The 20,624-nt window shown below is 62.0% G+C and carries 22 protein-coding genes; 10 read left to right on the top strand and 12 right to left on the bottom strand.

Translation table 11 applies throughout. The annotated features are described in order from the left end of the window. Position 1 precedes the first annotated feature (1 nt). The 6 genes from VJ698_RS18940 to VJ698_RS18965 all read right to left on the bottom strand — a co-directional run bounded on the left by VJ698_RS18940 (position 2) and on the right by VJ698_RS18965 (position 6,658). Positions 2–1,168: an acyl-CoA dehydrogenase family protein gene (locus tag VJ698_RS18940; protein ID WP_324104360.1), complete on the bottom strand. Its 1,167-nt coding sequence runs from the start codon at positions 1,166–1,168 to the stop codon at positions 2–4. Positions 1,169–1,384: 216 nt separating this feature from the next. Further along, positions 1,385–2,128 (bottom strand): SDR family oxidoreductase, encoded by a 744-nt coding sequence (locus tag VJ698_RS18945; RefSeq protein WP_324104361.1) that lies wholly within the window; start codon positions 2,126–2,128, stop codon positions 1,385–1,387. 4 nt (positions 2,129–2,132) lie between these two features. Beyond that, complete coding sequence (locus VJ698_RS18950; protein WP_324104362.1) at positions 2,133–2,900, bottom strand: enoyl-CoA hydratase/isomerase family protein; 768 nt, start codon at positions 2,898–2,900, stop codon at positions 2,133–2,135. A 2-nt stretch (positions 2,901–2,902) separates the two neighbouring features. Further along, on the bottom strand, positions 2,903–4,588 hold the full coding sequence (locus VJ698_RS18955) for a class I adenylate-forming enzyme family protein (RefSeq protein WP_324104363.1): 1,686 nt from the start codon (positions 4,586–4,588) through the stop codon (positions 2,903–2,905). Between the two features lie 14 nt (positions 4,589–4,602). Continuing rightward, positions 4,603–5,388 carry an enoyl-CoA hydratase-related protein gene (locus tag VJ698_RS18960; RefSeq protein WP_324104364.1) on the bottom strand — a complete coding sequence of 262 codons (786 nt, stop codon included), beginning with the start codon at positions 5,386–5,388 and terminating at the stop codon, positions 4,603–4,605. A 40-nt stretch (positions 5,389–5,428) separates the two neighbouring features. Next, positions 5,429–6,658 carry a CoA transferase gene (locus VJ698_RS18965; RefSeq protein ID WP_324104365.1) on the bottom strand — a complete coding sequence of 410 codons (1,230 nt, stop codon included), beginning with the start codon at positions 6,656–6,658 and terminating at the stop codon, positions 5,429–5,431. A 275-nt stretch (positions 6,659–6,933) separates the two neighbouring features. On the opposite strand from VJ698_RS18965, the gene VJ698_RS18970 reads away from it, so the two are divergent. Continuing rightward, complete coding sequence (locus VJ698_RS18970) at positions 6,934–8,571, top strand: sigma-54 interaction domain-containing protein (RefSeq protein WP_324104366.1); 1,638 nt, start codon at positions 6,934–6,936, stop codon at positions 8,569–8,571. Positions 8,572–8,845: 274 nt separating this feature from the next. On the opposite strand, the gene VJ698_RS18975 is transcribed toward VJ698_RS18970, so the two are convergent. The 4 genes from VJ698_RS18975 to VJ698_RS18990 all read right to left on the bottom strand — a co-directional run bounded on the left by VJ698_RS18975 (position 8,846) and on the right by VJ698_RS18990 (position 11,487). Next, positions 8,846–9,547, bottom strand: coding sequence for a hypothetical protein (locus VJ698_RS18975; RefSeq protein WP_324104367.1), 702 nt, complete (start codon positions 9,545–9,547; stop codon positions 8,846–8,848). Between the two features lie 87 nt (positions 9,548–9,634). Further along, positions 9,635–9,811 (bottom strand): hypothetical protein, encoded by a 177-nt coding sequence (locus VJ698_RS18980; protein ID WP_324104368.1) that lies wholly within the window; start codon positions 9,809–9,811, stop codon positions 9,635–9,637. Between the two features lie 74 nt (positions 9,812–9,885). Then, positions 9,886–11,097, bottom strand: coding sequence for an ABC transporter substrate-binding protein (locus VJ698_RS18985; RefSeq protein ID WP_324104369.1), 1,212 nt, complete (start codon positions 11,095–11,097; stop codon positions 9,886–9,888). A gap of 165 nt (positions 11,098–11,262) precedes the next feature. Beyond that, positions 11,263–11,487 (bottom strand): hypothetical protein, encoded by a 225-nt coding sequence (locus VJ698_RS18990; RefSeq protein ID WP_324104370.1) that lies wholly within the window; start codon positions 11,485–11,487, stop codon positions 11,263–11,265. A 349-nt stretch (positions 11,488–11,836) separates the two neighbouring features. Here VJ698_RS18990 and VJ698_RS18995 point away from each other — a divergent pair, with 349 nt between their 5' ends. The 9 genes from VJ698_RS18995 (at position 11,837) to VJ698_RS19035 (ending at position 18,849) form a co-directional block, all read left to right on the top strand. Beyond that, positions 11,837–12,607, top strand: coding sequence for an ABC transporter ATP-binding protein (locus VJ698_RS18995; RefSeq protein WP_324104371.1), 771 nt, complete (start codon positions 11,837–11,839; stop codon positions 12,605–12,607). Positions 12,608–12,648: 41 nt separating this feature from the next. Continuing rightward, positions 12,649–13,359, top strand: coding sequence for an ABC transporter ATP-binding protein (locus tag VJ698_RS19000; RefSeq protein ID WP_324104372.1), 711 nt, complete (start codon positions 12,649–12,651; stop codon positions 13,357–13,359). Between the two features lie 50 nt (positions 13,360–13,409). Continuing rightward, complete coding sequence (locus VJ698_RS19005; RefSeq protein WP_324104373.1) at positions 13,410–14,294, top strand: branched-chain amino acid ABC transporter permease; 885 nt, start codon at positions 13,410–13,412, stop codon at positions 14,292–14,294. Positions 14,295–14,307: 13 nt separating this feature from the next. Continuing rightward, a complete protein-coding gene (locus tag VJ698_RS19010) occupies positions 14,308–15,285 on the top strand; it encodes a branched-chain amino acid ABC transporter permease (protein WP_324104374.1) in 978 nt (325 codons plus the stop codon). A gap of 66 nt (positions 15,286–15,351) precedes the next feature. Next, positions 15,352–16,542 (top strand): YbfB/YjiJ family MFS transporter, encoded by a 1,191-nt coding sequence (locus VJ698_RS19015; RefSeq protein WP_324104375.1) that lies wholly within the window; start codon positions 15,352–15,354, stop codon positions 16,540–16,542. A 170-nt stretch (positions 16,543–16,712) separates the two neighbouring features. Beyond that, on the top strand, positions 16,713–17,699 hold the full coding sequence (locus tag VJ698_RS19020) for a D-glycerate dehydrogenase (RefSeq protein ID WP_324104376.1): 987 nt from the start codon (positions 16,713–16,715) through the stop codon (positions 17,697–17,699). A gap of 302 nt (positions 17,700–18,001) precedes the next feature. Beyond that, complete coding sequence (locus VJ698_RS19025) at positions 18,002–18,304, top strand: hypothetical protein (RefSeq protein ID WP_324104377.1); 303 nt, start codon at positions 18,002–18,004, stop codon at positions 18,302–18,304. Positions 18,305–18,367: 63 nt separating this feature from the next. Beyond that, complete coding sequence (locus VJ698_RS19030) at positions 18,368–18,631, top strand: hypothetical protein (protein ID WP_324104378.1); 264 nt, start codon at positions 18,368–18,370, stop codon at positions 18,629–18,631. A gap of 32 nt (positions 18,632–18,663) precedes the next feature. Further along, a complete protein-coding gene (locus tag VJ698_RS19035; RefSeq protein WP_324104379.1) occupies positions 18,664–18,849 on the top strand; it encodes a hypothetical protein in 186 nt (61 codons plus the stop codon). Between the two features lie 11 nt (positions 18,850–18,860). On the opposite strand, the gene VJ698_RS19040 is transcribed toward VJ698_RS19035, so the two are convergent. Both VJ698_RS19040 and VJ698_RS19045 read right to left on the bottom strand, forming a co-directional pair. After that, positions 18,861–19,841: a diguanylate cyclase gene (locus VJ698_RS19040; RefSeq protein WP_324104380.1), complete on the bottom strand. Its 981-nt coding sequence runs from the start codon at positions 19,839–19,841 to the stop codon at positions 18,861–18,863. Positions 19,842–20,023: 182 nt separating this feature from the next. Then, positions 20,024–20,590, bottom strand: coding sequence for a flavin reductase family protein (locus tag VJ698_RS19045; RefSeq protein ID WP_324104381.1), 567 nt, complete (start codon positions 20,588–20,590; stop codon positions 20,024–20,026). Positions 20,591–20,624: the final 34 nt, after the last annotated feature.

Consider the following 20,624-nt stretch of genomic DNA (forward strand, 5'->3'; position numbering starts at 1 on the left):
CTCATTTGGTCAAAAAACTGCGTCCGATCAGCTGACGGTGCACCTGGTTCGTGCCTTCCCATATCTGCGTGATCTTGGCATCGCGCATCAGCCGCTCAACGCGGAAATCGCTGCAATAACCGTAGCCGCCGAACAGCTGCACTACGTCAGTCGTGATGCGCATGGCGGTGTCGGTAGCGCGCATCTTCAGCATCGACGCATCGATGCCGAAATCGGCGCCGCCGCCATCCACCAGCTTCGCCAGCCGCCACAGCCAGGACTCGCACAGCGCGAGGTCGGTCGCCATGTCGGCCAGCATGAACTGGATGCCCTGGAATTCGATGATCTTCTTGCCCGACTGCTTTCGCTCGTTGATGTAGGCCACGCCATCCTCGAACGCGCCGCGCGCGATGCCGAGCGCATGCGCAGCCACGCTGGGGCGCGACTTGTTGAGCGAAGAGAACAGGATCTTCAGGCCGTCGCCCGGATTGCACAGCAGATTGGCGCGCGGCACGCGGCAGTTGTCGAAGGAAATCGTCGCGGTGCTGGAAGCGCGGTGGCCCATCTTGGTTTCGGTGCGCACCACGGACAGGCCCGGCGTGCCCTTCTCCAGCACGACCACCGAGATGGCCTGCTTCGGATCATCGATTTCGCTCCATTTGCCGAACACGACGTACAGGTCAGCCACGTCGCCGTTGGTAATGAAGGTCTTGCCGCCATTGATGACGATCTCGTCGCCCTCGGGCGTGAAGCGCGTGCGCATGCCGGTGGCGTCGGAACCTGCGTTCGGTTCCGTGATCGCCAGCGCCGCCAGGCCGCCTTCCGCGATGCGCGGCAAGAGGCGTGACTTCTGTTCTTCCGAACCGAAGTCGATCACCGGCTTGATCGCATGGAAGTTGGTGGCCCAGATGATGCCGGTCGAGGCACAGGCCTTTGCGATTTCACGCACGCAGGCGAGGTAGGCCGTATAGGAAAGCTGCGCGCCGCCGTACTGCTCGGGAATGAACATCGCATTCAAGCCGAGGTTGTTGATGGCCTTGACGTTTTCCCAGGGGAATTCGCCGGTCTTGTCGTAATGCTCCGCGCGCGGCATCAATTCATCTTGCGCCAGCGTGCGCACGCTGTCGAGCAGGAGTCTTTCATCCTCGTTCAGCGGGATATCGGCGTCGAGCCGTTCAAAAATGTTCACAGCCAGTCTCTTTCAAAAAAATGGCACTACTGCGTCAAAACACAACATCGGATGGCTCCTTCCCACTTGCAGGGGGAAAGTTGGGATGGGGGCGCCCGGCGAGGGGTGGAGTGGTTGAGCGTTCGACTACGATGATTCAACCACTCTACCCCCACCCTAGCCCTCCCCCTGCAAGGGGGAGGGAACCATTCATTTGTGACGCATGTTGCAGTAGAGTTAGTGCGCAATTCCCTGCGCACCATCGATATAAATCGTCTCCCCCGACAAGAATGGAATATCCGCCGCATACAGCGCCTTCACCAATTTCGCCACATCCTCCGACGCCCCCGGCTGGCGCCCCGGAATGCGCTTGTCGAGATACTCGCGCAGCGGGCCTGCGGCCATCGCTTCCTTGTTCAGGTCAGTCATGATGTAACCCGGCGCGACGTCGATGACGCGAATCCCCTTGCCCGCCCATTCCACCGCGAGGCAGCGCGTCATCGCGCCCACCGCCGCTTTCGATGCGCAATACGCGAGATTACGCTTGACGCCCATCTTGTCGAAGAAGGAGCCGATGTTGACGATCAGGCCGCCGCCGGCCGCCACGAGGTGCGGATAGATCTGCTGGCAGGCCATGAAGACCGAGGTCGAGTTGGTGGAGAACACCGTATCGAAATCCTCTAGCGCGAACGTGGCGCTCGGGCCTTCGAGATGCACGCCGGCATTGTTGACCAGGCCAATGACCGGCCCGCTCTTCGCCACCTGCTCGAAGGCGCTGCGCAGGCTGTCGCCCTTGGTGACGTCGCAGGAAAACGCGGTGCAGCGGGCCTTCGCGGCTTCGCTGGCGTCCGGCACAGCCGGCAATTCGCCCCTGCGTGACAGGCAGGCTACGTTGAAGCCCTGCTCGGCCAGCGCGATGGCGATGGCTGCCCCGATACCGCGGCTGGCGCCGGTGACGATGATGGTGCCTTGCTTGCTCATGGTGTCAGCAATCCTTGAATTGAGGTTTGCGCTTTTCCAGGAAGGCAGCCATGCCTTCGTTTGCATCCTTGGTCTGGTAAGCGAGGGTGGACAGGTCGGCTTCGATCTTCAGCCCTTCGGCGAGCGATGTCTGCAGCGCGCGCTGCACGGCACCGCGTGCAAGGCGCAACGCAACCATGCCGTGGCCGCTGAATTCGCGCGCGAAGGCGATGCCGGCTTCGATCGCATCGCCTTCGACCAGCCGGTTCACCAGACCGATGCGATGCGCTTCCTCGGCCGCAACGGTGCGTCCCGTCATGATCATTTCCATTGCGCGTGCTTCGCCCACGGCACGCGGCAGGCGCTGCGTGCCACCGTAGCCGGGGATCAGGCCGAGCTTGATTTCCGGCAGGCCGACCTTGGCATTCGCGGTGGCGAGGCGGAAGGTGCAGGCCAGCGCCAGTTCGAGCCCGCCGCCGAAGGCGTAGCCGTTGATGATCGCAATCGAAGGAATCGGGAAGGTATCGAGGCGCGCGAACACGCGCTGCCCGAATTCCGCGCCGCGCTTCTGCGCTTCGAGGTCGCGGTTCATCAGCTCGCTGATGTCTGCGCCGGCACAGAATGATTTCTGTCCCGCGCCGGTGATGAGCAGCGCGCGCGCATCCGATTCCTCGACTTCGTCGAAGATCTTGTCGATATCGCCGATCAGCGAAAAGCTCAATGCATTGAGCGCTTCCTGCCGGTCGATGGTCATGACCGCGAATTCGTCGCGGAAGCTTAAGGTGATGGGCATGGTCAGTGTGTGTCTTTCGTTGATTGCTTCTCGGGCGCGACAAAGCGCACCGGCGCCGGCGCGATGCGGCCCTGCTTGACCCATTCCACCAGCTCGCGCTTGAGGATCTTGCCACTGGCAGTCAGCGGGAATTCCTCGAGCGGAATGTAATACTCCGGCATGTCGAACTTCGACAGCCCGGCGTCATGCAGGTGCCGCAGCATTTCTTCCGCGCCAGGCGCCTCTCCGCCGTGGGTGGTGACCGCGAGGCAGACCTTTTCGCCAAGGCGATCGTCGGCGATCGGGAAAGCTGCCGCCTTGAGCACCGCGGAATGCGTGATCGCGAGATCTTCGATGGTGGACGGATGGATGTTGTGTCCGCCGCGGATGATCAGGTCCTTCTTGCGGCCCATGATGATCAGGCAACCGTTCGCATCGAACATGCCGAGGTCGCCGCTCATGAACCAGCCGGAGGAATTGAAGGATTTCTCGGTGGCGCTCTGGTTATTGAAGTAGCCAAGCGTCAGGCAGCCGCCGCGCCCACCGATTTCGCCGATCTCGCCCGGCGCTGCTTCGAGGTCAGGGTTCTCCTGGTTCCACAGCTTGATCTCGTAGGCCGCGCAGGCACGGCCGCAGGTGCCGACGATGGTGTCGGTGCTGTCGCTCGGCAGCGTGTACTGGTGCGAGCCGTTCTCGGTCATGCCGTACACGTTCTGCGGCAGGATGCCGCGGTTGACGAAGCCTTGCGCGGTCTCGCGCGGAATCGCCGCGCCGGCCATGTAGAACACCTTGACGCGGCCGAGCTTTTCCATGTCGCGTCGCTTCATCTCGGCGAGGATGTCCATCGCATGCGTGGGCACACCCATCACATAGGTCGCGCCGGTCTCCAGGATCCAGTCGATCGGCTTCAGGCCCGGCGGCACGTCATTCACTGCCAGCTCGAAACCGGCCGCCAGCATCTGCTCCAGCGCCACCGTGCCGATGTGATGGCTGATCGGGCTGAGCGTGAGCAGGATGGTGTTGCGGTCATGGTGCCAGTCCTTCACCATCGCGCGCCCGTTGGCGAGCAGCGTGTTATCGCTGTGCATGACGGCCTTCGGCAGGCCGGTGGTGCCGGAGGTAAAGGCGAGGTAGACGATCTTGTCGGGATTGGTGTCGGGCGCCTGCACCGGCTTGCGACCGTTCGACACGGGGAATTCACCTGCCGTCGTATCGGTGCGGCTCTTGCGCGGTTCGAGCCAGCAAGTGCGGCGCAGCGACGCCACCGCGCCGATCTGCTCCGCCACGCCGGGACGGTTGGCATCGGCGCCGTAGCCCTTCTGGCCGAAGAAGGCTTCGGCGTCGATGCGTTCCAGCAGGCGCACGATTTCCGCCACGGTGTAGTTCTGGTGCAGCGACGGATTGCAGATGTAGCCGTTGCGCGAGCAGGCCAGAAATATGACGAGTGCTTCCACACGGTTCGGCAGCCAGACCGACACGCGCGAGCCCTTGCGCAATCCCGCCTCTTCCAGATCCGCGGCCACCGCATCGACCCAGGCCAGCACCTGGCTCCAGGTCAGGCGATGCACGCTGTCGCGCAATGCGAAGCCATCGGGCTGACTGGCGGCGTGCTGCTGCAGCATGCCATACAGGGTCTTGTCCTGCCACACGCCGGAGGCATAGTAGGCGTGCGCCTGTTGCGGATCGTGAAGTGTAAGAATCGTAGTCATTCGTCTTTGCCTCGTCAGTGGCCGAACGTCGAAGAGTCTGGCGAGCGCTTCCCGGCGAAGGACTTCGACAGCTCTTTCGATTCCTCGGTGTTGAGATTCAGGCGCAGCAGCATGTCGTGCGTGACGCGCGACAAGCCCGCCACGCCACCGTGGCGCGCCAGGAAGGCGCTCTTGATCGCCGCAAGCGCGAAGGCACCGCGGTCGGCGATTTCCAGCGCCATCTCGCGGGTGGCGGCGGCCAGCTGGTCATCGGGAACAACCTTGTTGATCAGGCCGATGCGTTCCGCTTCGGCGGCGGTGATCTTCGGATTGCGGAACCAGATCTCCTTGGCCTTCTTCTTGCCGACCAGGTCTTCCAGATACCAGGTGCCGAAACCGGCGTCGAAGCTGCCCATCATCGGGCCGACCTGGCGGAAGATCGCACTTTCCTTGGCGATGGTGATGTCGCACATCACCTGCAGCACATGGCCGCCGCCCACCGCGAAGCCGTTCACGGAGGCGATCACCGGCTTCTGCAGGCGGTCGATCGCTTCGTACATGTCGAGCACTGGCAGCACGCCGGGGTAGAGGTTGGTGTCTTCCATGCCGGTCTTCTCGCCGCCGATGCAGAAGAACTTGTCGCCTGCGCCGGTGATCACGATGACGCGCGTGCGCGTCTCGCGGCGGATCTCGTTGATGCAGTCGCGGATCTCGTGGCACATGGTCTCATTGAACATGTTGCCGTTGTTCGGGCGGTTCAGCGTGATGGTTCCGATCGGGCCGTCTTCGGAGTACAGGATGGTTTCGAACTGGCGTGTCATGGGTTGTTTTTCCTTTGGTTTGTGTAGTTTGTATAGGGGCTCAGAGCAAGCCTGCGGAGCCGAGTTGCTGAATTTTTTCTTCGTCCCAGTCCAGCCATCCAGCGAACACTGCGCGCGTGTCTTCGCCCAGCCGCGGCGGCGCCTTGCGGAAGGTCTGGTTATTGTCGTCGAAGCGGATACCGAGGCCGACCTGCGGCACTGAAAAGCCGTCGCGCTGCGCGGAATAAAACAGGCCGCGCTCGGTGAGCGTCGGGTCGGTCACCACCTGGTCGATGCGGTTGATGGGGCCGGCCGGGATACGCGCCTTGGCAAACAGCGCGAGCCAGTGCGCGCGCGGCTGTGTGATGAGAAGCGTCTGGATCTCGCGTACGATTTCCTCGCGCGCGGCGCGGCGCCCGATGTTGTCGGCAAAGCGGGGATCGCATCCCATGTCCGGGCGTCCGACCGCTTCACAGAAGCGTGCCCAGATGTTGTCGTTGCCGAGCCCGAGTGTGATCGGATCGTCGGCGGTATGGAAGGTCTGGTAAATGGCGATCACGCTGTCTTTTCCGCCGCTGCGACGCAGCAGCTCGCCGGAGCCGAGATACGGAATGATGCGTGGGGTCATGAAGCGCGTCATGCTCTCTACCATCGCCACATCAATTGCATGGCCGTTACCGGTCCGGTTGCGGTCGATCAGCGCAGCCATGGTGGCGAGCGCGGCATCGGTGCCGGAGAGCAGGTCCGCGGCTGGTGTGCCGACTTTCTGCGGGTCCTGGTCCGCTTCGCCGGTCATGTCCATCACGCCGCTGTACCCCTCGGCGATCAGATCATAGCAGGGCTGGTCGGCGCTTGCACCGGACAGGCCGAAGCCGGTGATCGAGACGTGGATCAGTTTCGGATTGATGGCCTTGAGCGTGGCGTGGTCGATGCCGAGTTTCTTCTGGCTGCGCGCGACCTGGTTGACGAGGATGACGTCGGCCACCTTCACCAGTGCATGCAATGCCTCCAGCCCGGCCGGCTGCGAATAGTCGAGCGTGACGCTCTGCTTGTTGCGGTTGACGCTGAGGAACCAGAGCGACTCGCCGTCGAGGAAAGGCGGCCCCCAGGCGCGGCAGTCATCGCCGCGACCGGGCCGCTCGATCTTGACCACGGACGCGCCGAGGTCGGCCAGCAGCAGGGACGCATAGGGGCCGGCGATCGAGGTGGTGAGGTCGAGCACGCGGATGCCGTCGAGCAGGCGCAAGGTGTTCTCGGAGGGCGGAGGCGGTAATGAATCGGCAGGAAGCATGTTTGCAAAGACGTTTCAGGAATGAGTTCTGTAGAGGCAAGAGCAACCTCCATGCCATCCGGATGCCGGCGGGCCGGACAAGTCACCGACAAGCCACCGAATCCGGGGCCGATCCCGCGCAATACAGCACCGTATGGCGATTTACGCCCTGCTGGCCGCTCGCATTCGATGCCGGGCGGCAGGCGGGCTTGCCGCAATTGAACCTGTACGCTGAAAGGAATGTCTTTTTGAGAGACAATGCATTGAATGAAATCTGTTTTTTCAAAAGACACACGATGACTGCAGTGAACGAAAAGCTGCCCGACTTCGGCATGCTTGTGCTGAATCGGCAACACGAAATTATTTGCCAGACCGGATATGCTTGCGACCCGGCAACTCGCGCTGCCCTGCTGCAAAAGTTCAAGGAAAAAGCCTCCGACCGCGGCATGATTGCGCTCGAAGGCGACCCCGATCTCATCGCCAGCTACCGCAGCAGCGCCGATGCCACGGCTTTCCTGATCCAGCCTGCCAAAGGCGGCTCCACGCTGTTCGAATTCGTTTCCAGCGTGGATTTCGCGCAGGCGGTGTTTGATTATTTTTTGAACAACCCCTACGAGTCGATGGTGGTGGTGGACGACCAGGCGCGCATCCAGTTCATTCCCCCGGTGCATGAAAAGTTCTTCGGCATCAAGCGTGGCGAAGCGGTCGGCAAGCACGTCACCGAAGTGATCGAGAACACCAACCTGCACGAGGTGGTGCGCACCGGCAAGGCCGAGATCGGCAAGCTGCAGGAGATGGGCGGCGTGACCCGCGTGGTGGCACGCATTCCACTGGTCGAAAACGGCAAGACGCTGGGCGCGCTCGGCCGCGTGATGTTCAAGGGCCCGGAAACCGTGCTCGAACTGAGCGGCGAAGTCGCCAAGCTGCGTTCCGAAGTCGAGTTCTACCGCAATGAATTGTCCGGCCTGAAGCGCCGCTCCTTTGGCCTGGACAAAATGGTGGGCAACAGCGATGCCATCCGTCAGCTGAAGGCCGATATTTTGCGCGTCGCCCCGCTGTCAGTGCCTGTGCTGATCGTCGGTGAAAGCGGCACCGGCAAGGAGCTGGCCGCGCATGCGATGCACGCGCTCAGCCCGCGCAATGAAAACCCGATGGTGTTCGTCAATGCGGCAGCGCTGCCGAGCAGCCTGGTCGAGAGCGAACTGTTCGGCTACGAGGCCGGCGCCTTCACCGGTGCGGAAAAGAAAGGCCGCAAGGGCAAGTTCGAGCAGGCCGACCAGAGCTCGCTGTTCTTCGACGAGATCGGCGACATGCCGCCGGAGATCCAGGTAAAGCTGCTGCGCGTGCTGCAGGACGGCATGTTCGAGCGCGTCGGCGGCGACCGCCCGCGCCACTCCGATTTCCGCCTGATCTGCGCGACCAACCGCAATTTCCAGGAGATGATCAGCAACGGCGAATTCCGTCTCGACCTGTATTACCGCATCAGCGGTGTGACCATCCACATGCCCAGCCTGCGCGAACGCCCGGAAGACATTCCCGACCTGGTGCAAAGCTTCCTTGTGGCCTTCGCGGAACGTCACCACACCTCGGCCAAGCGCGTCGACCGGCGCGTCTACGACTACCTGAAGGAACTGCCCTGGCCGGGCAATGTCCGTCAGCTGCTGCACGAAGTGGAGAAGGCCGCCATCTTCTGCGACGGGCCGGAAATCACGCTGCAGAATTTCCGCCCGATCCCGGAAGGTCTAGTCGAAAAGCCGGCGCCTGTTGCACCATCGCGCCCCGCCAGCGGCAAGATCCAGGACGCGATCGAAGAGATGGAAAACGTGATGATCCGCGACGCCATGCTCAAGCACGGCGGCAACAAGAAGAAAGTCGCCGAAGAACTCGGCATCTCGCGCGCCTACCTGTACAAGAAACTGGGCATGGCGGCTTAGGTTTGTCCACGGAAAACACAGAAAACACGAAAGACCAGAAGATTTTCCGTGTTTTTCGTGGGGCACGCCGAGTGTCTTTCGTGGACAAGCAAATCATTGCTTGATGCCGAGGCTCAGGCCGTCAAGGCCGGTTCAAGCTGCGAGCCGGTGCAGCGGCGATATTTTTTGTCCACGAAAAACACGAAAGACACGAAAGAAAACCAGGAAATCTTTCCTCGTCCTTCATCGAACATGCCGAGTATTTTTTGTGGACCGATCATCCGCGTAACGACACTCACGCCGCTGCGCGTTGTGCGATGCGTTCGCAGATGAGCTGGTAGCGCATCCAGGAGCCGAGCAGGAGGCCGGTCTTTGCGCCTTCGCCGGTGAGGATCTGCGTGTGCAGCGCCAGCGCCATCTGGCCCAGGTCGTAGCATTCGACGAACAGTACCCAGTCCGCCACGCTGTCTTGCACGCCGCGCAGCACTGCTTCATGGCTCGGCATGTCCGTCACTGCCTGATCGGCTTCCCACAGGGATATGCGCACCGTGCAGCTGGAGAGCATCAGGCCCGGACCGAACTGGTCCTTGATGAAGCGACGCGCGTCTTCTTCCCTGCCCTGCACCGGCTTGCAATGCACGACGATGGCGCTGCCGCCGGTGCCCTCGCCGGTCGACCAGGTTTCGCGGCAGGCCGAGCGCTGCATGTTGCGAAAGCACGGCATGACCTTCTTCGTCCAGTCAGTCGGGTTGGCCAGGCGGCGCTGGTAGGCAGGCGAGCCGAGCACGTCGATCGAACGGCAATCGAAGACCGCCATGTAGTTTGGCTGTCCGTCCACCGAGCGGTAGCGGCGCGCCCGCTGGAAGCCGTCGATGCCGAGCCGGTCGCCAAGATGCTGCTCCTGGTACCAGCGGTTGAATTCATCCTCCATGTCTTTGACGACATCGTTCAGCACCAGCAGCACGCCGGGCGCCTTGCGGCGGTCTTTGTCATTCATGGTCGACATGGTCAGGACAGGTTTTCATGATGCAAATATTGTAGGAAATCCGCGTCGGACTTGCAGCGTGGCCGCGCGGCGAAGCGCTCATGCGATAAGCACATCACGCTCTTCCGGGCCTGGCGCCGGAACCTCCGGCTTTTCTTCCTGCGCGGCCCAGCCGACCTCGCGCCGAATCTGTTCCAGCTCCGGCGGCGGTTCGGGGTGCGCCTGGCGCCGTTGCAGCCAGGCGCGGACCAGTTGTTTGGTGTGAAGATTGTTCATGATGGGCACCGCATGTCATGCCGGCGAAAAAACGAAGCTGCGTGCATGCCGCGCAGCTTCGTCCGTCGCGCGGATTACTTCTTCACCAGCGGGCAGGTGCTCTCGCTCAGCGGCTGGAAGGCCTGATCGCGCGGGATCACGCGCTTGATGCGCATGATGTCCCACTCACCCTTGGACTCGCTCGGCTTCTTGGCTTCGGCCAGGTACATGTCGTGGATCATGCGGCCGTCGGCGCGGATGATGCCGTCCTTCGCGAAGAAGTCGTTGATGTGGGTGTCCTTCATCTTCTTGATGACGGTTTCGGCGTTGTCGGTGCCGGTGGCCTGGATGGCCTTCAGGTAATGCATGGTCGCCGAATACGCGCCGGCCTGGATCATGGTCGGCATCGCCTTGTGGATGTCATAGAAACGCTTGGACCACTTGCGCGTCTCGTCGTTGTAGTCCCAGTAATAGCCGGTGGTAAACAGCAGCCCCTGCGCGGCGTTCAGGCCAAGGCCCTTGATGTCGGTATCGAACACCAGCAGCGTCGCCAGCTTCTGGCCGCCGGCGGTCAGGCCGAATTCCGCGGCCTGACGCACCGAGTTCTGCGTGTCCTTGCCGGCATTGGCGAGGCCGATCACCTTCGCTTTCGATGCCTGCGCCTGCAGCAGGAAGGACGAGAAGTCCGACGCCGATAGCGGATGCTTGACGCTGCCGAGCACCTTGCCGCCCATTTCATTGATCACGCGGGTCGTGTCCTTCTCCAGCGAATGGCCGAAGGCGTAATCCGCGGTAATGAAGAACCAGGTGTCGCCGCCTTCCTGCATCACCGCGCGACCGGTGCCGGTGGCCAGTGCATAGGTGTCATAGACGTAGTGGATGCCGTAGGGCGAGCATTCCTTGTTGGTCAGCGCGGTGCTGGCCGAGCCGGCGAAGATCATGACGCGCTTCTTCTCCGCGCCCAGCTTCTGCATCGCGATCGCCGCCGCGGAGTCGGTCGATTCGATGATCATGTCGACCTTGTCGCGGTCGATCCATTCGCGCGCCTTCGACAGCGCGATGTCCACCTTGTTCTGATAGTCCGCATTGACGATCTCGATCGGCTTGCCGTTCACCTTGCCGCCGAAATCCTTGACGGCCATTTCGACTGCCCTGACCGCGCCGGGGCCGCCGTTGGCGGAATACACGCCGGTCTTGTCAACGATCACGCCGATCTTGACGACATCATCCGAAATCTGTGCAGCGGCGTGGGCTGACAGGGTGGCCGCCGCAACAGCGGTGAGGGTCGTGCTTAAGATGCGCTTCATAGGTCGTTCTCCGTTTTCCTGTATCAAAACAAGTGTGGCTGGTCCGAAGGAATGGTGCGGATCGGTCTCGCACATTCCTCATCAATGTCGGCACGCTTTCCAAGGGAAGCGAGTGCTCGACCTGCCTGTCAGCAAATTCTGTTCCACGCCCAAAAGCCCGCATCTTCACTCGAAAGACAGCAATATGTCTTCCGCATGGCCGGTCAACTGTGTTTGCAAAAGACAGTAGTTGCCATCGCGAGTGTTCACGGCAAGTACACGCGCCATGAAGTTGCCTATCGTTATCTCACGCTCAAAAGACGGGCATCCTTCATCGGACATCATGCTGCCGACAGCCTTGGCCCATTCGGAGGCGGCACGCGCAGCGACCGCTGTCGGCGTTTTCGTCATCGGCCGTGATTGCCGGTGCGCATGGGATGGCACGCTTGTTGCACCCGGGGTTCCGCACTAAAAAAACCAAAAGGGGGACAAGAGTCTTTTTGACGATGACACATGGGCTTTGGCAGGCGGGCTGTTACCTGCGCAATGCTTCCTCCTCTCCCCGTCGTTCACGCGCAGGTGGAAATCCATAGCAAGCCTGTTCCATCAACCGGCTTATGGATTCCCGCCTCCGCAGGAACGACGATTTGAAACGAGAGGATTCAATACTGTCGAAAGACTTTTGTCCATCCGCTTAAAACAATGAACCGGACATGCCTGTCCGGACCACACACAGACACACAAGCCAACAGGAGAATGGATGACTGACTTCATTCTGGAAACGCAGGACCTCACTAAGGAGTTCAAGGGCTTCACCGCCGTCAGCAATGTCAACCTGCAGGTCACGCGCGGCCACATTCACGCGCTGATCGGCCCGAACGGTGCTGGCAAGACGACCTGCTTCAATCTGCTCACCAAGTTCCTCACGCCGACGACAGGCCGCATCCTTTTCAACAAGCGCGACATCACGCAGGCCAAACCCGCGCAGATCGCGCGCCAGGGCGTGATTCGTTCCTTCCAGATCTCGGCCGTTTTCCCGCATCTCTCCGTGCTGGAAAACGTGCGCATCGGGCTGCAGCGCGCGCTGGGCACCTCCTTCCATTTCTGGAAGAGTGAACGCACTCTGTCGCGCCTGAATGCGCGCGCCATGGACCTGCTCACGCAAGTGGATCTCGAGACGTTCGCCGATACCATGACCGTCGATCTGCCCTATGGCCGCAAGCGTGCGCTGGAAATTGCCACCACGCTGGCGATGGAACCGGAACTGATGCTGCTCGATGAACCGACGCAAGGCATGGGGCACGAGGACGTGAGCCGCGTCACCGAGCTGATCAAGCAGGTCTCTGCGGGCCGCACCATCCTCATGGTGGAACACAACATGGCGGTGGTGTCCGGCATCTGCGATCGCATCACCGTGCTGCAGCGCGGCGCCATCCTCGCCGAAGGCAGCTACCAGGAAGTCTCGCAGAATGCGCAGGTGATGGAAGCCTACATGGGCAGCGCCAGCGCAGCACTGGAAGGAGCGCACTGATGGATGCCGTCGTCCACCCTCATGTTCAGAACGTGGTTCCAATGAATACAAAAGCACTCGACATCACCGGACTGCATGCCTGGTACGGTGAATCGCACATCCTGCACGGCGTCGACCTCTCGGTGCAGCAGGGTGAGGTCGTCACCCTGCTCGGCCGTAACGGCGCAGGGCGCACCACGACCCTGCGCGCGATCATGGGCCTGACCGGCCGCAGGAAAGGCTCGATCCGCATCAACGGCCGCGAAACCATCGCGCTGCCGACCTACAAGATCGCGCACGCCGGCGTCGGCTACTGCCCCGAGGAACGCGGCATCTTTTCCTCGCTGTCCACGGAAGAAAACCTGATGCTGCCGCCGATGGTGTCGAAGACGGAGAAGGGCATGTCGGTCGAGGAAATCTACGACATGTTCCCCAACCTCGCCGAGCGCCGCGCCAGCCAGGGCACGCGCCTGTCGGGCGGCGAACAGCAGATGCTCGCGGTGGCCCGCATCCTGCGCACCGGCGCGAAGCTGCTGCTGCTCGACGAAATCTCGGAAGGCCTCGCGCCTGTGATCGTGCAGGCGCTCGCGCGTATGATCACGACGCTCAAGGCGAAGGGTTACACCATCGTCATGGTGGAGCAGAACTTCCGCTTCGCGGCGCCGCTCGCGGACCGCTTCTATGTGATGGAGCACGGCCAGATCGTCGAACACTTCCCCTCTGAAAAGCTCGACGTGATGATGCCGGTGCTCAACGAGCTGCTCGGCGTATAAACAATCCGCGGACACAGTACACGGCACACGGACACATTAAGGTACTTCGTATGGAAATCTTTGGTATTCCCCTGCAGGCGATGCTGAGCCAGCTTTTGCTCGGCCTCGTCAACGGCTCGTTCTACGCGATGCTCTCGCTCGGCCTCGCGGTGATCTTCGGCCTGCTCAACGTGATCAATTTCTCGCACGGCGCGCTGTACATGGTCGGCGCCTTCCTCGCCTGGATGGGCCTCTCCTACTTCGAGCTGAACTACTTCCTGATGCTGCTCCTCGCGCCTGTCGTGGTCGGCCTCGGCGGCGTCATCATCGAGAAGACCATGCTGCGCCATCTCTACAAGCTCGACCATCTGTACGGCCTGCTGCTGACCTTCGGCATCACGCTGCTGCTGGAGGGCCTGTTCCGCTCCTTCTATGGCGTATCCGGTCAGCCGTATTCCGTGCCGGAAGCATTGGGCGGCGCGTTCAATCTCGGCTTCATGATCCTGCCGAGGTATCGCGCCTGGGTGGTGGTGGCCTCCCTCGTGGTCTGCTTCTCCACCTGGTTCGTGATCGAAAAGACCAGGATCGGCGCCTACCTGCGCGCCGGAACGGAGAACCCGAAGATGGTGGAAGCCTTCGGCATCAACGTGCCGCTGATGGTCACCGCGACCTATGGCTTCGGTGTGGCGCTGGCCGCCTTTGCCGGTGTGCTGGCCGCGCCTGTCATCCAGGTGTCGCCGCTGATGGGATCGAACCTGATCATCGTGGTGTTCGCCGTCGTGGTGATCGGCGGCATGGGCTCCATCATGGGCTCCATCGTCACCGGCCTCGGGCTCGGCGTGATCGAAGGCCTGACGCGCGTGTTCTATCCGGAACTGTCGGCCACAGTCGTCTTCATCATCATGGCCATCGTCCTGATGATCCGCCCTGCCGGCCTGTTCGGCAAAGAGAAGTGAAAAGGAATCTGCAATGAACAAGAAACTCGCCTATGCAATCGCGCTCGCCGTGGCGCTGGCAGCGCCCTTCGTCGCCTATCCGGTGTTCCTGATGAAGGTGCTCTGCTTTGCGCTGTTCGCCTGCGCCTTCAACCTGCTGATCGGCTTCACCGGCCTGCTCTCCTTCGGCCATGCCGCCTTCTTCGGCGGCGCGGGCTACGTCGCCGGCTACACACTCAAATCGATGGGGCTGCCCTTCGAAGCGGGCCTGCTGCTCGGCACCGCTTTCGCCGCGTTGATCGGTCTGCTGATGGGCATGCTGGCCATCCGCCGGCAGGGCATCTACTTCACCATGATCACGCTGGCGCTGGCGCAGATGCTGTACTTCGTCTTCCTGCAGGCGCCTTTCACCGGCGGCGAGGATGGCCTGCAAGGCGTACCGCGCGGCAAACTGCTCGGCCTGCTCGACCTGGGCAACGACCTCACCATGTATTACGTGGTGCTGGCCATCTTCATCGCCGCCTTCGCGCTCATCATGCGCACCGTGCATTCGCCCTTCGGCCAGGTGCTGAAAGCGGTGAAGGACAACGAGCCGCGCGGTGTTTCCCTCGGCTACGACACCGACAGGTACAAGCTGCTGGCCTTCGTGCTGTCGGCCGCGCTGGCCGGCCTTGCCGGTGCGACCAAGACGGTCGTGCTCGGCTTCGAAACGCTGACCGATGTACACTGGGCGATGTCGGGCCTCGTGGTGCTGATGACGCTGGTCGGCGGACTGGGAACGCTCGCCGGCCCGATCGTCGGCGCACTGCTCATCATCGCGCTGGAAAACAAGCTGGGCGACCTCGGTTCCTGGCTTGCGCGTGCGACCAGCATCGAATGGTTCAACGCGATCGGCGAATCGGTCACCATCGTCACCGGACTGATCTTCATCTTCTGCGTGCTGGCCTTCCGCCGCGGCATCGTGGGCGAGATCGGCGCGCTGCTCAAGCGCGCACCGGCAACCAGCAAGTGAAAAAAGACATGACCTGCAACGCAGCACATTGAGGAGAGGTTTGGCCGCCGCCCCTGACAACAACGCATGAACAAACCCGCTTCCTCGCCCTGGCTGCCGGCTGCCGCAGCCGGAATGTGCGCGCTGCTGATCGGCATCGGCCTCGGCCGTTTCTCCTATGTCGCGCTGCTGCCGCTGATGATCGACGCACGCTGGGCCTCGCCCGGCGGCGCGGCCCAGATCGCAGCAGCAAACCTGATCGGCTACCTGCTCGGCGCGCTGATCGCGCATCGTCTCGCACTGAAGGCCGGCACGGTGCGCGTGGTTCGCATCGCTATGGTGTGCGTGCTGCTCAGCTTCGCCGCCTGCGGCATCGATCTCGGACTGGCCTGGTTCTGGGGCTGGCGCTTCCTCGCCGGCGTTTCCGGCGCGCTGCTGATGATCCTCGCCGCGCCCCATCTCCTCGGCCAGCTTCCGGTCGCGCAACGCGGCAAGGCGGCGGGCATCATGTTTTCCGGTGTGGGCTGGGGCGTCGTATTGTCCGGTTTCGCAGCCCCGGCGTTCGGCGCGGCGCAGCTACCGCTCGCCTGGTTCGCGCTGGCCGCCATGATCGGCGTGTGCGTGCTGTGGTCATGGCCGCAGTATGGCAAGCCGCAGATGGAAACCCACGGCCAGAGCCATGCCCGTCCGGCGCAAGGCCGGATGCTGCCGCGGAGCGCATTGCTCGCGCTGCTGGTCGCCTATTCGCTCGACGCCATCGGTTACCTGCCGCATACCGTGTTCTGGGTGGAATACCTGGTGCACGGCCTCGGCAAGCCGGTTTCCGCCGGCGGCGCATACTGGGTGGTGTTCGGCCTCGGTGCAGCGCTCGGCCCGCCGGTATGCGGCCTCATTGCGGACCGCATCGGCTTCCGCAAGACCGTCATCGGCTGCCTCGCAATCAAGGGCGCGGCGGTCGCGCTGCCGCTGGTGTCAACGTCCACCGTCGCACTGCTCGCTTCCTCGCTGCTGGTCGGCGCCCTGTCGCCCGGCATGGGCGCGGTGGTATCAGGCCGCGTGATTGAAATCGCCGGCATCGGCGGCCACCAGCGCAACTGGGCGCTGCTCACCTTCTCCTATTCGGTATTGCAGGCAGCCGGCGGGCATGTGATGGCGACGCTGTATGCAACCACGCATTCATTCACGATGCTGTTCGTGATCGGCGCGAGCGCGCTCGGCCTTGCCACCGTGGTTGCTTCGCTTGGTTCTGCCCCGCAGAAAGGTAGTGTGCTCGGATGAAGGGCAAACGGATCATCGACGGCACCGAAAAGCTTGTCCACGGAAGACACGAAAATCTTCCGCACCTTCAGCGTTTCCGTGCTTTCCGTGTTTTCCGTGGACCCCTATAACGCCCGCGTGGTGGCTCTGGTAGTATTTGAGCAATCACTCCACCCTGAAACGCCTTCGCCATGAGCAAGCCAAAGATCCTCGTCACGCGCGCCGTTTTCCCGGACGTCCTCGAGCGCCTCTTGCAGTACTTCGAGATCGAGTCCAATCAGGAAGACAGGATCTACACGGAAGAAGAACTGCGGGCGAGACTGCGGGACAAGGACGGCGTATTCACCACGCCGAGCGAGCGCGTATCGGCCGCAACAATCGCCGCGTGCCCGCAGCTGCGCGCGATCTGCAACATGGCCGTCGGCTACAACAACATCGACCTCGACGCCGCCACGCAAGCCGGCATCATGGTGACCAACACGCCCGACGTGCTCAATGAAACCACTGCCGATTTCGGCTGGGCGCTGATGATGGCAACGGCGCGGCGCGTCACCGAATCCGAGCACTGGCTGCGCGCCGGCAAATGGGAGAAATGGCGCTACGATTCCTTCCTCGGCGCAGACGTGCATGGATCGACGCTCGGCATCATCGGCATGGGCCGCATCGGCCAGGCGATCGCCCGCCGCTCGACCGGCTTCAACATGCAGGTGCTCTATCACAACCGCTCGCGCCTGAGCGAAGACCTGGAACGCGCCGCCAACAACGCGCGCTATGTGAGCAAGGACGACCTGCTGCGCCAGTCCGACCACGTGATCCTGGTCCTGCCCTACTCCGCCGCCACCCACCACACTATCACCGCCACCGAACTCGCACTGATGAAGCCGAGCGCAACGCTGGTCAACATCGCGCGCGGCGGCATCGTCGACGACGCGGCGCTCATCGAAGCCCTGCGTGCGGGAAGGATCGCTGCAGCCGGCATCGACGTGTTCGAGAACGAGCCGCGTTTCAATCCCGGCTTCCTGTCGCTTTCCAATGTAGTACTCACGCCGCACATCGCCAGCGCTTCCGAGCCGACGCGACGCGGCATGGCCAACACGGCAGCGAGCAATTTGATCGCGGCCCTCACGGGCGGTCGCCCTGCCAATTTGTTAAACCCGCAGGTCAAGGCGAAAGCCTGATCAAAGCCTGATCGGGCAGGCCCGTGCGACTGCCGGGCCAGTCTCATTTCAACTGTCGCACCAAAACAAACAGTCACGCACAAGCTGTTGGCGCTGACCCGCCAATAGGGCTTGAACGACTGACAAGCTGACGCCGCAGCGCGGCCAGCCGCAATCAAAATTCTCCTTTCTCTTCAAAGGCTTACAGCCAAGATGCCCCTATGTCGGCACAACTGGCACGCTCCCTGCTGTATGTCTGTCGAGCGCAACGAAAACGCGCTACACCAACTCGATATTTTTTAATTCCTTTCAGGAGAAACGCAATGAAAACCTTGATGATCAAAGACCTGTCCCGCACCGAAGAACTCGACCGCGCAGCCATGGCCACCGTGCACGGCGGCATGGGCATGGGCAAGTACTCAATGACCTCACCAATGTACATGCCGTCGTTCTACGGCCCCGACATCGACGTCATGAAGAACGACTTCAACTTCAACGCTTCGCAATCGCTTGGCCAGTCGCAGAACACCATTGTCAACAACGGCAACAACGTCGCCTTCGCGAACAACATCACCGCCAACGTCAAGCCGACCCAGAACGGCACCAACACCATCAACTTCGGCTAATCAGCAACAGAGCGGTGGAGGCTGCGCGCCTCCACCTCCCGCACCAGATCAAGGAGAACCACCATGTCGACCCTCGCTATCCACGACCTCGAACGCACCCGTGAACTCGACCATAAGGCCATGTCCGCCGTCCACGGCGGCCATGCCTTGCCCACCGACCTCGGCACCTTCGCCAACGTCAATGTCAACGTGAACCAGAACATCACCCAGTTGCAGGACATCGAAGTCAACGCGCTGAACAATGTAGGCGTGATCGGTGCCGGCTTCGGCCCGTTCAAGCTCGACGTCAATCCGATGCAAATTGCCAAGGCCAACGCCGTCATCTGAGCACGGTCGGCATTCCCGAAATGAGGCACGCCATGAACGTCACTGATGAAATGCTGCAGGCGGCGATCAAGAAAGCGATCGAGGCAGGCCTCCTGCCTCGCCGCCCCTGCCGGGAAGAAGCGGAAGTGAACAGGGAATTGATACGCCTCGTGGTGATGGCGGCATTGCGGCCATCACCACCTGCGTTAGAAGAAAGCCCTGCCGAGCAACGTTCGTAGACGGCATGCCGCTAAGGCTCGCCCGCCACCACAATCCGGTTGCGCCCCTGCAGCTTCGCCTGGTACAAGGCCTTGTCCGCGCGGCGGAAGGTATCATCCGCTGATTCGGAAGGATGGAAGGATGCCACGCCGATCGACGTCGTCAGCGCCGCGCAAGGCACCAGCGCCGACCAGGGATGTCCCAGCACCGCCTCGCGAATGCGCCCTAATGGCACCTGCGCTGCGTCAGCCGTAATACCCTTCAGCAGCAGCACGAACTCATCGCCGCCGAAACGCGCAACATAATCGACCGCGCGCATTTCACGCCGGATGATCTGCGCAAACGCCTTGATCACCTCGTCGCCCGTTGCATGGCCGTAGCGGTCGTTGACCTCCTTGAAGTTGTCGAGGTCGAATACCGCGATGCTGGACGGCAGGCCGAGACGTCTGAACGTTGCGCATTCCTGGTCAAGGTGCGTGTTCAGGTCACGCCGGTTGCCCACGCCCGTCAGCTCGTCATGCGACGCCAGATCCTTGAGTTTCTGCATCGCCGATTCCAGCTCCGTCGTCCGCTGCTCCACCAGCTTTTCCAGCCTGTTGCGATACTCCTCCAGCTCCTGCTCCTGCCGCTTGCGCGCGGTCACGTCACGCGCCGTCGCCACCAGCAAGGCCTCGCCGTTCATGTTGAAGATGGCCATGGAAGCAGACACGTCGTAGATATTGCCGCCGCGGTCGCGAAACTGCGTCTCCATCGACATCTCGTCAACCTGCTGCAGGCGTGCCACGATCTGCGCGCGGTGCTCGGGATACACCCAGAGGTTGATGCTCGCCGCGGTGCGCCCGATCACCTCCTCGCGCCGATAGCCGATGAGCCGTTCGAAGCCCGGATTCACATCAATGAATTCGCCCGTCTTCAGAATGGAAAACGTCGCATAGTCGGGCATCGAGCGGAACAGGCGTCGATATTTCTCGAGCTCGGCGTCGATCCCGGAGGGTGTCGCAGCGTCTCTCACGATTCTCCTGAGCTGAATTGGCCCCGCCGGATTCACAGCGCCCGGGCCTGCACGCCCGAACGCACGATTATTATTTTTCCAGGATGCCGCCGGCTTCGGCATGTCCTCGACCTGCGCGAGGCGCGTGTCCAGTGTAGCACTCTGAAAAATTATTTTCCTGCATGGCGCATGCAGATTTTTCTTTACATCTTGTCCACTTCGAACGCCGCGCCCGTCTCGAAAAAATTGCCGCCGGCGATGTAGTGAATGCTGCGCGGGCAGCCCTCCTCGAAGGACCAGTGGCCGCCCTTGAACGCGCGCGGGTCAGCCCACGCCGCCACCACCTCGCCGAGGAACAGGTCGTAGCAATTCTGGATATGCGGTTCCGCAATCACCCTGCATTCCAGCCAGCCAAGACAGCCCTCGAGCAAAGGCGCCGCGATCTTTTCAGCGGCAAAGGTCATCAATCCATGCGCGCGGAACTTGTCGATGTCACGCCCTGATTCCGAACCCACCTGCAGCGCCGCCTGCGCCATTTCACGCGACGGAATGTTCAGCGCGAACTCGCCGGATGCTTCCACCAGCTCGCGTGTGCGCGTCGCACGGTCGATGACTACCGCGATTTTCGGCGGCGAGAAATCGAGCGGCATCGACCAGGCCGCAGCCATCACGTTTTTCGCATCGCCGTGTGCGCTGCTGACCAGCACTGTCGGGCCGTGGTTGAGAAGACGGTAGGCTTTGGAGAGTTCGACGGGAAGGCGGGTGGGCATGGCGGGGAAAACTATTTGATCAACGATAGGCGAA

Origin of the sequence: Noviherbaspirillum sp. (assembly GCF_035254685.1) — a bacterium.
In the GTDB taxonomy this organism is placed as follows: Bacteria; Pseudomonadota; Gammaproteobacteria; order Burkholderiales; family Burkholderiaceae_D; genus Noviherbaspirillum.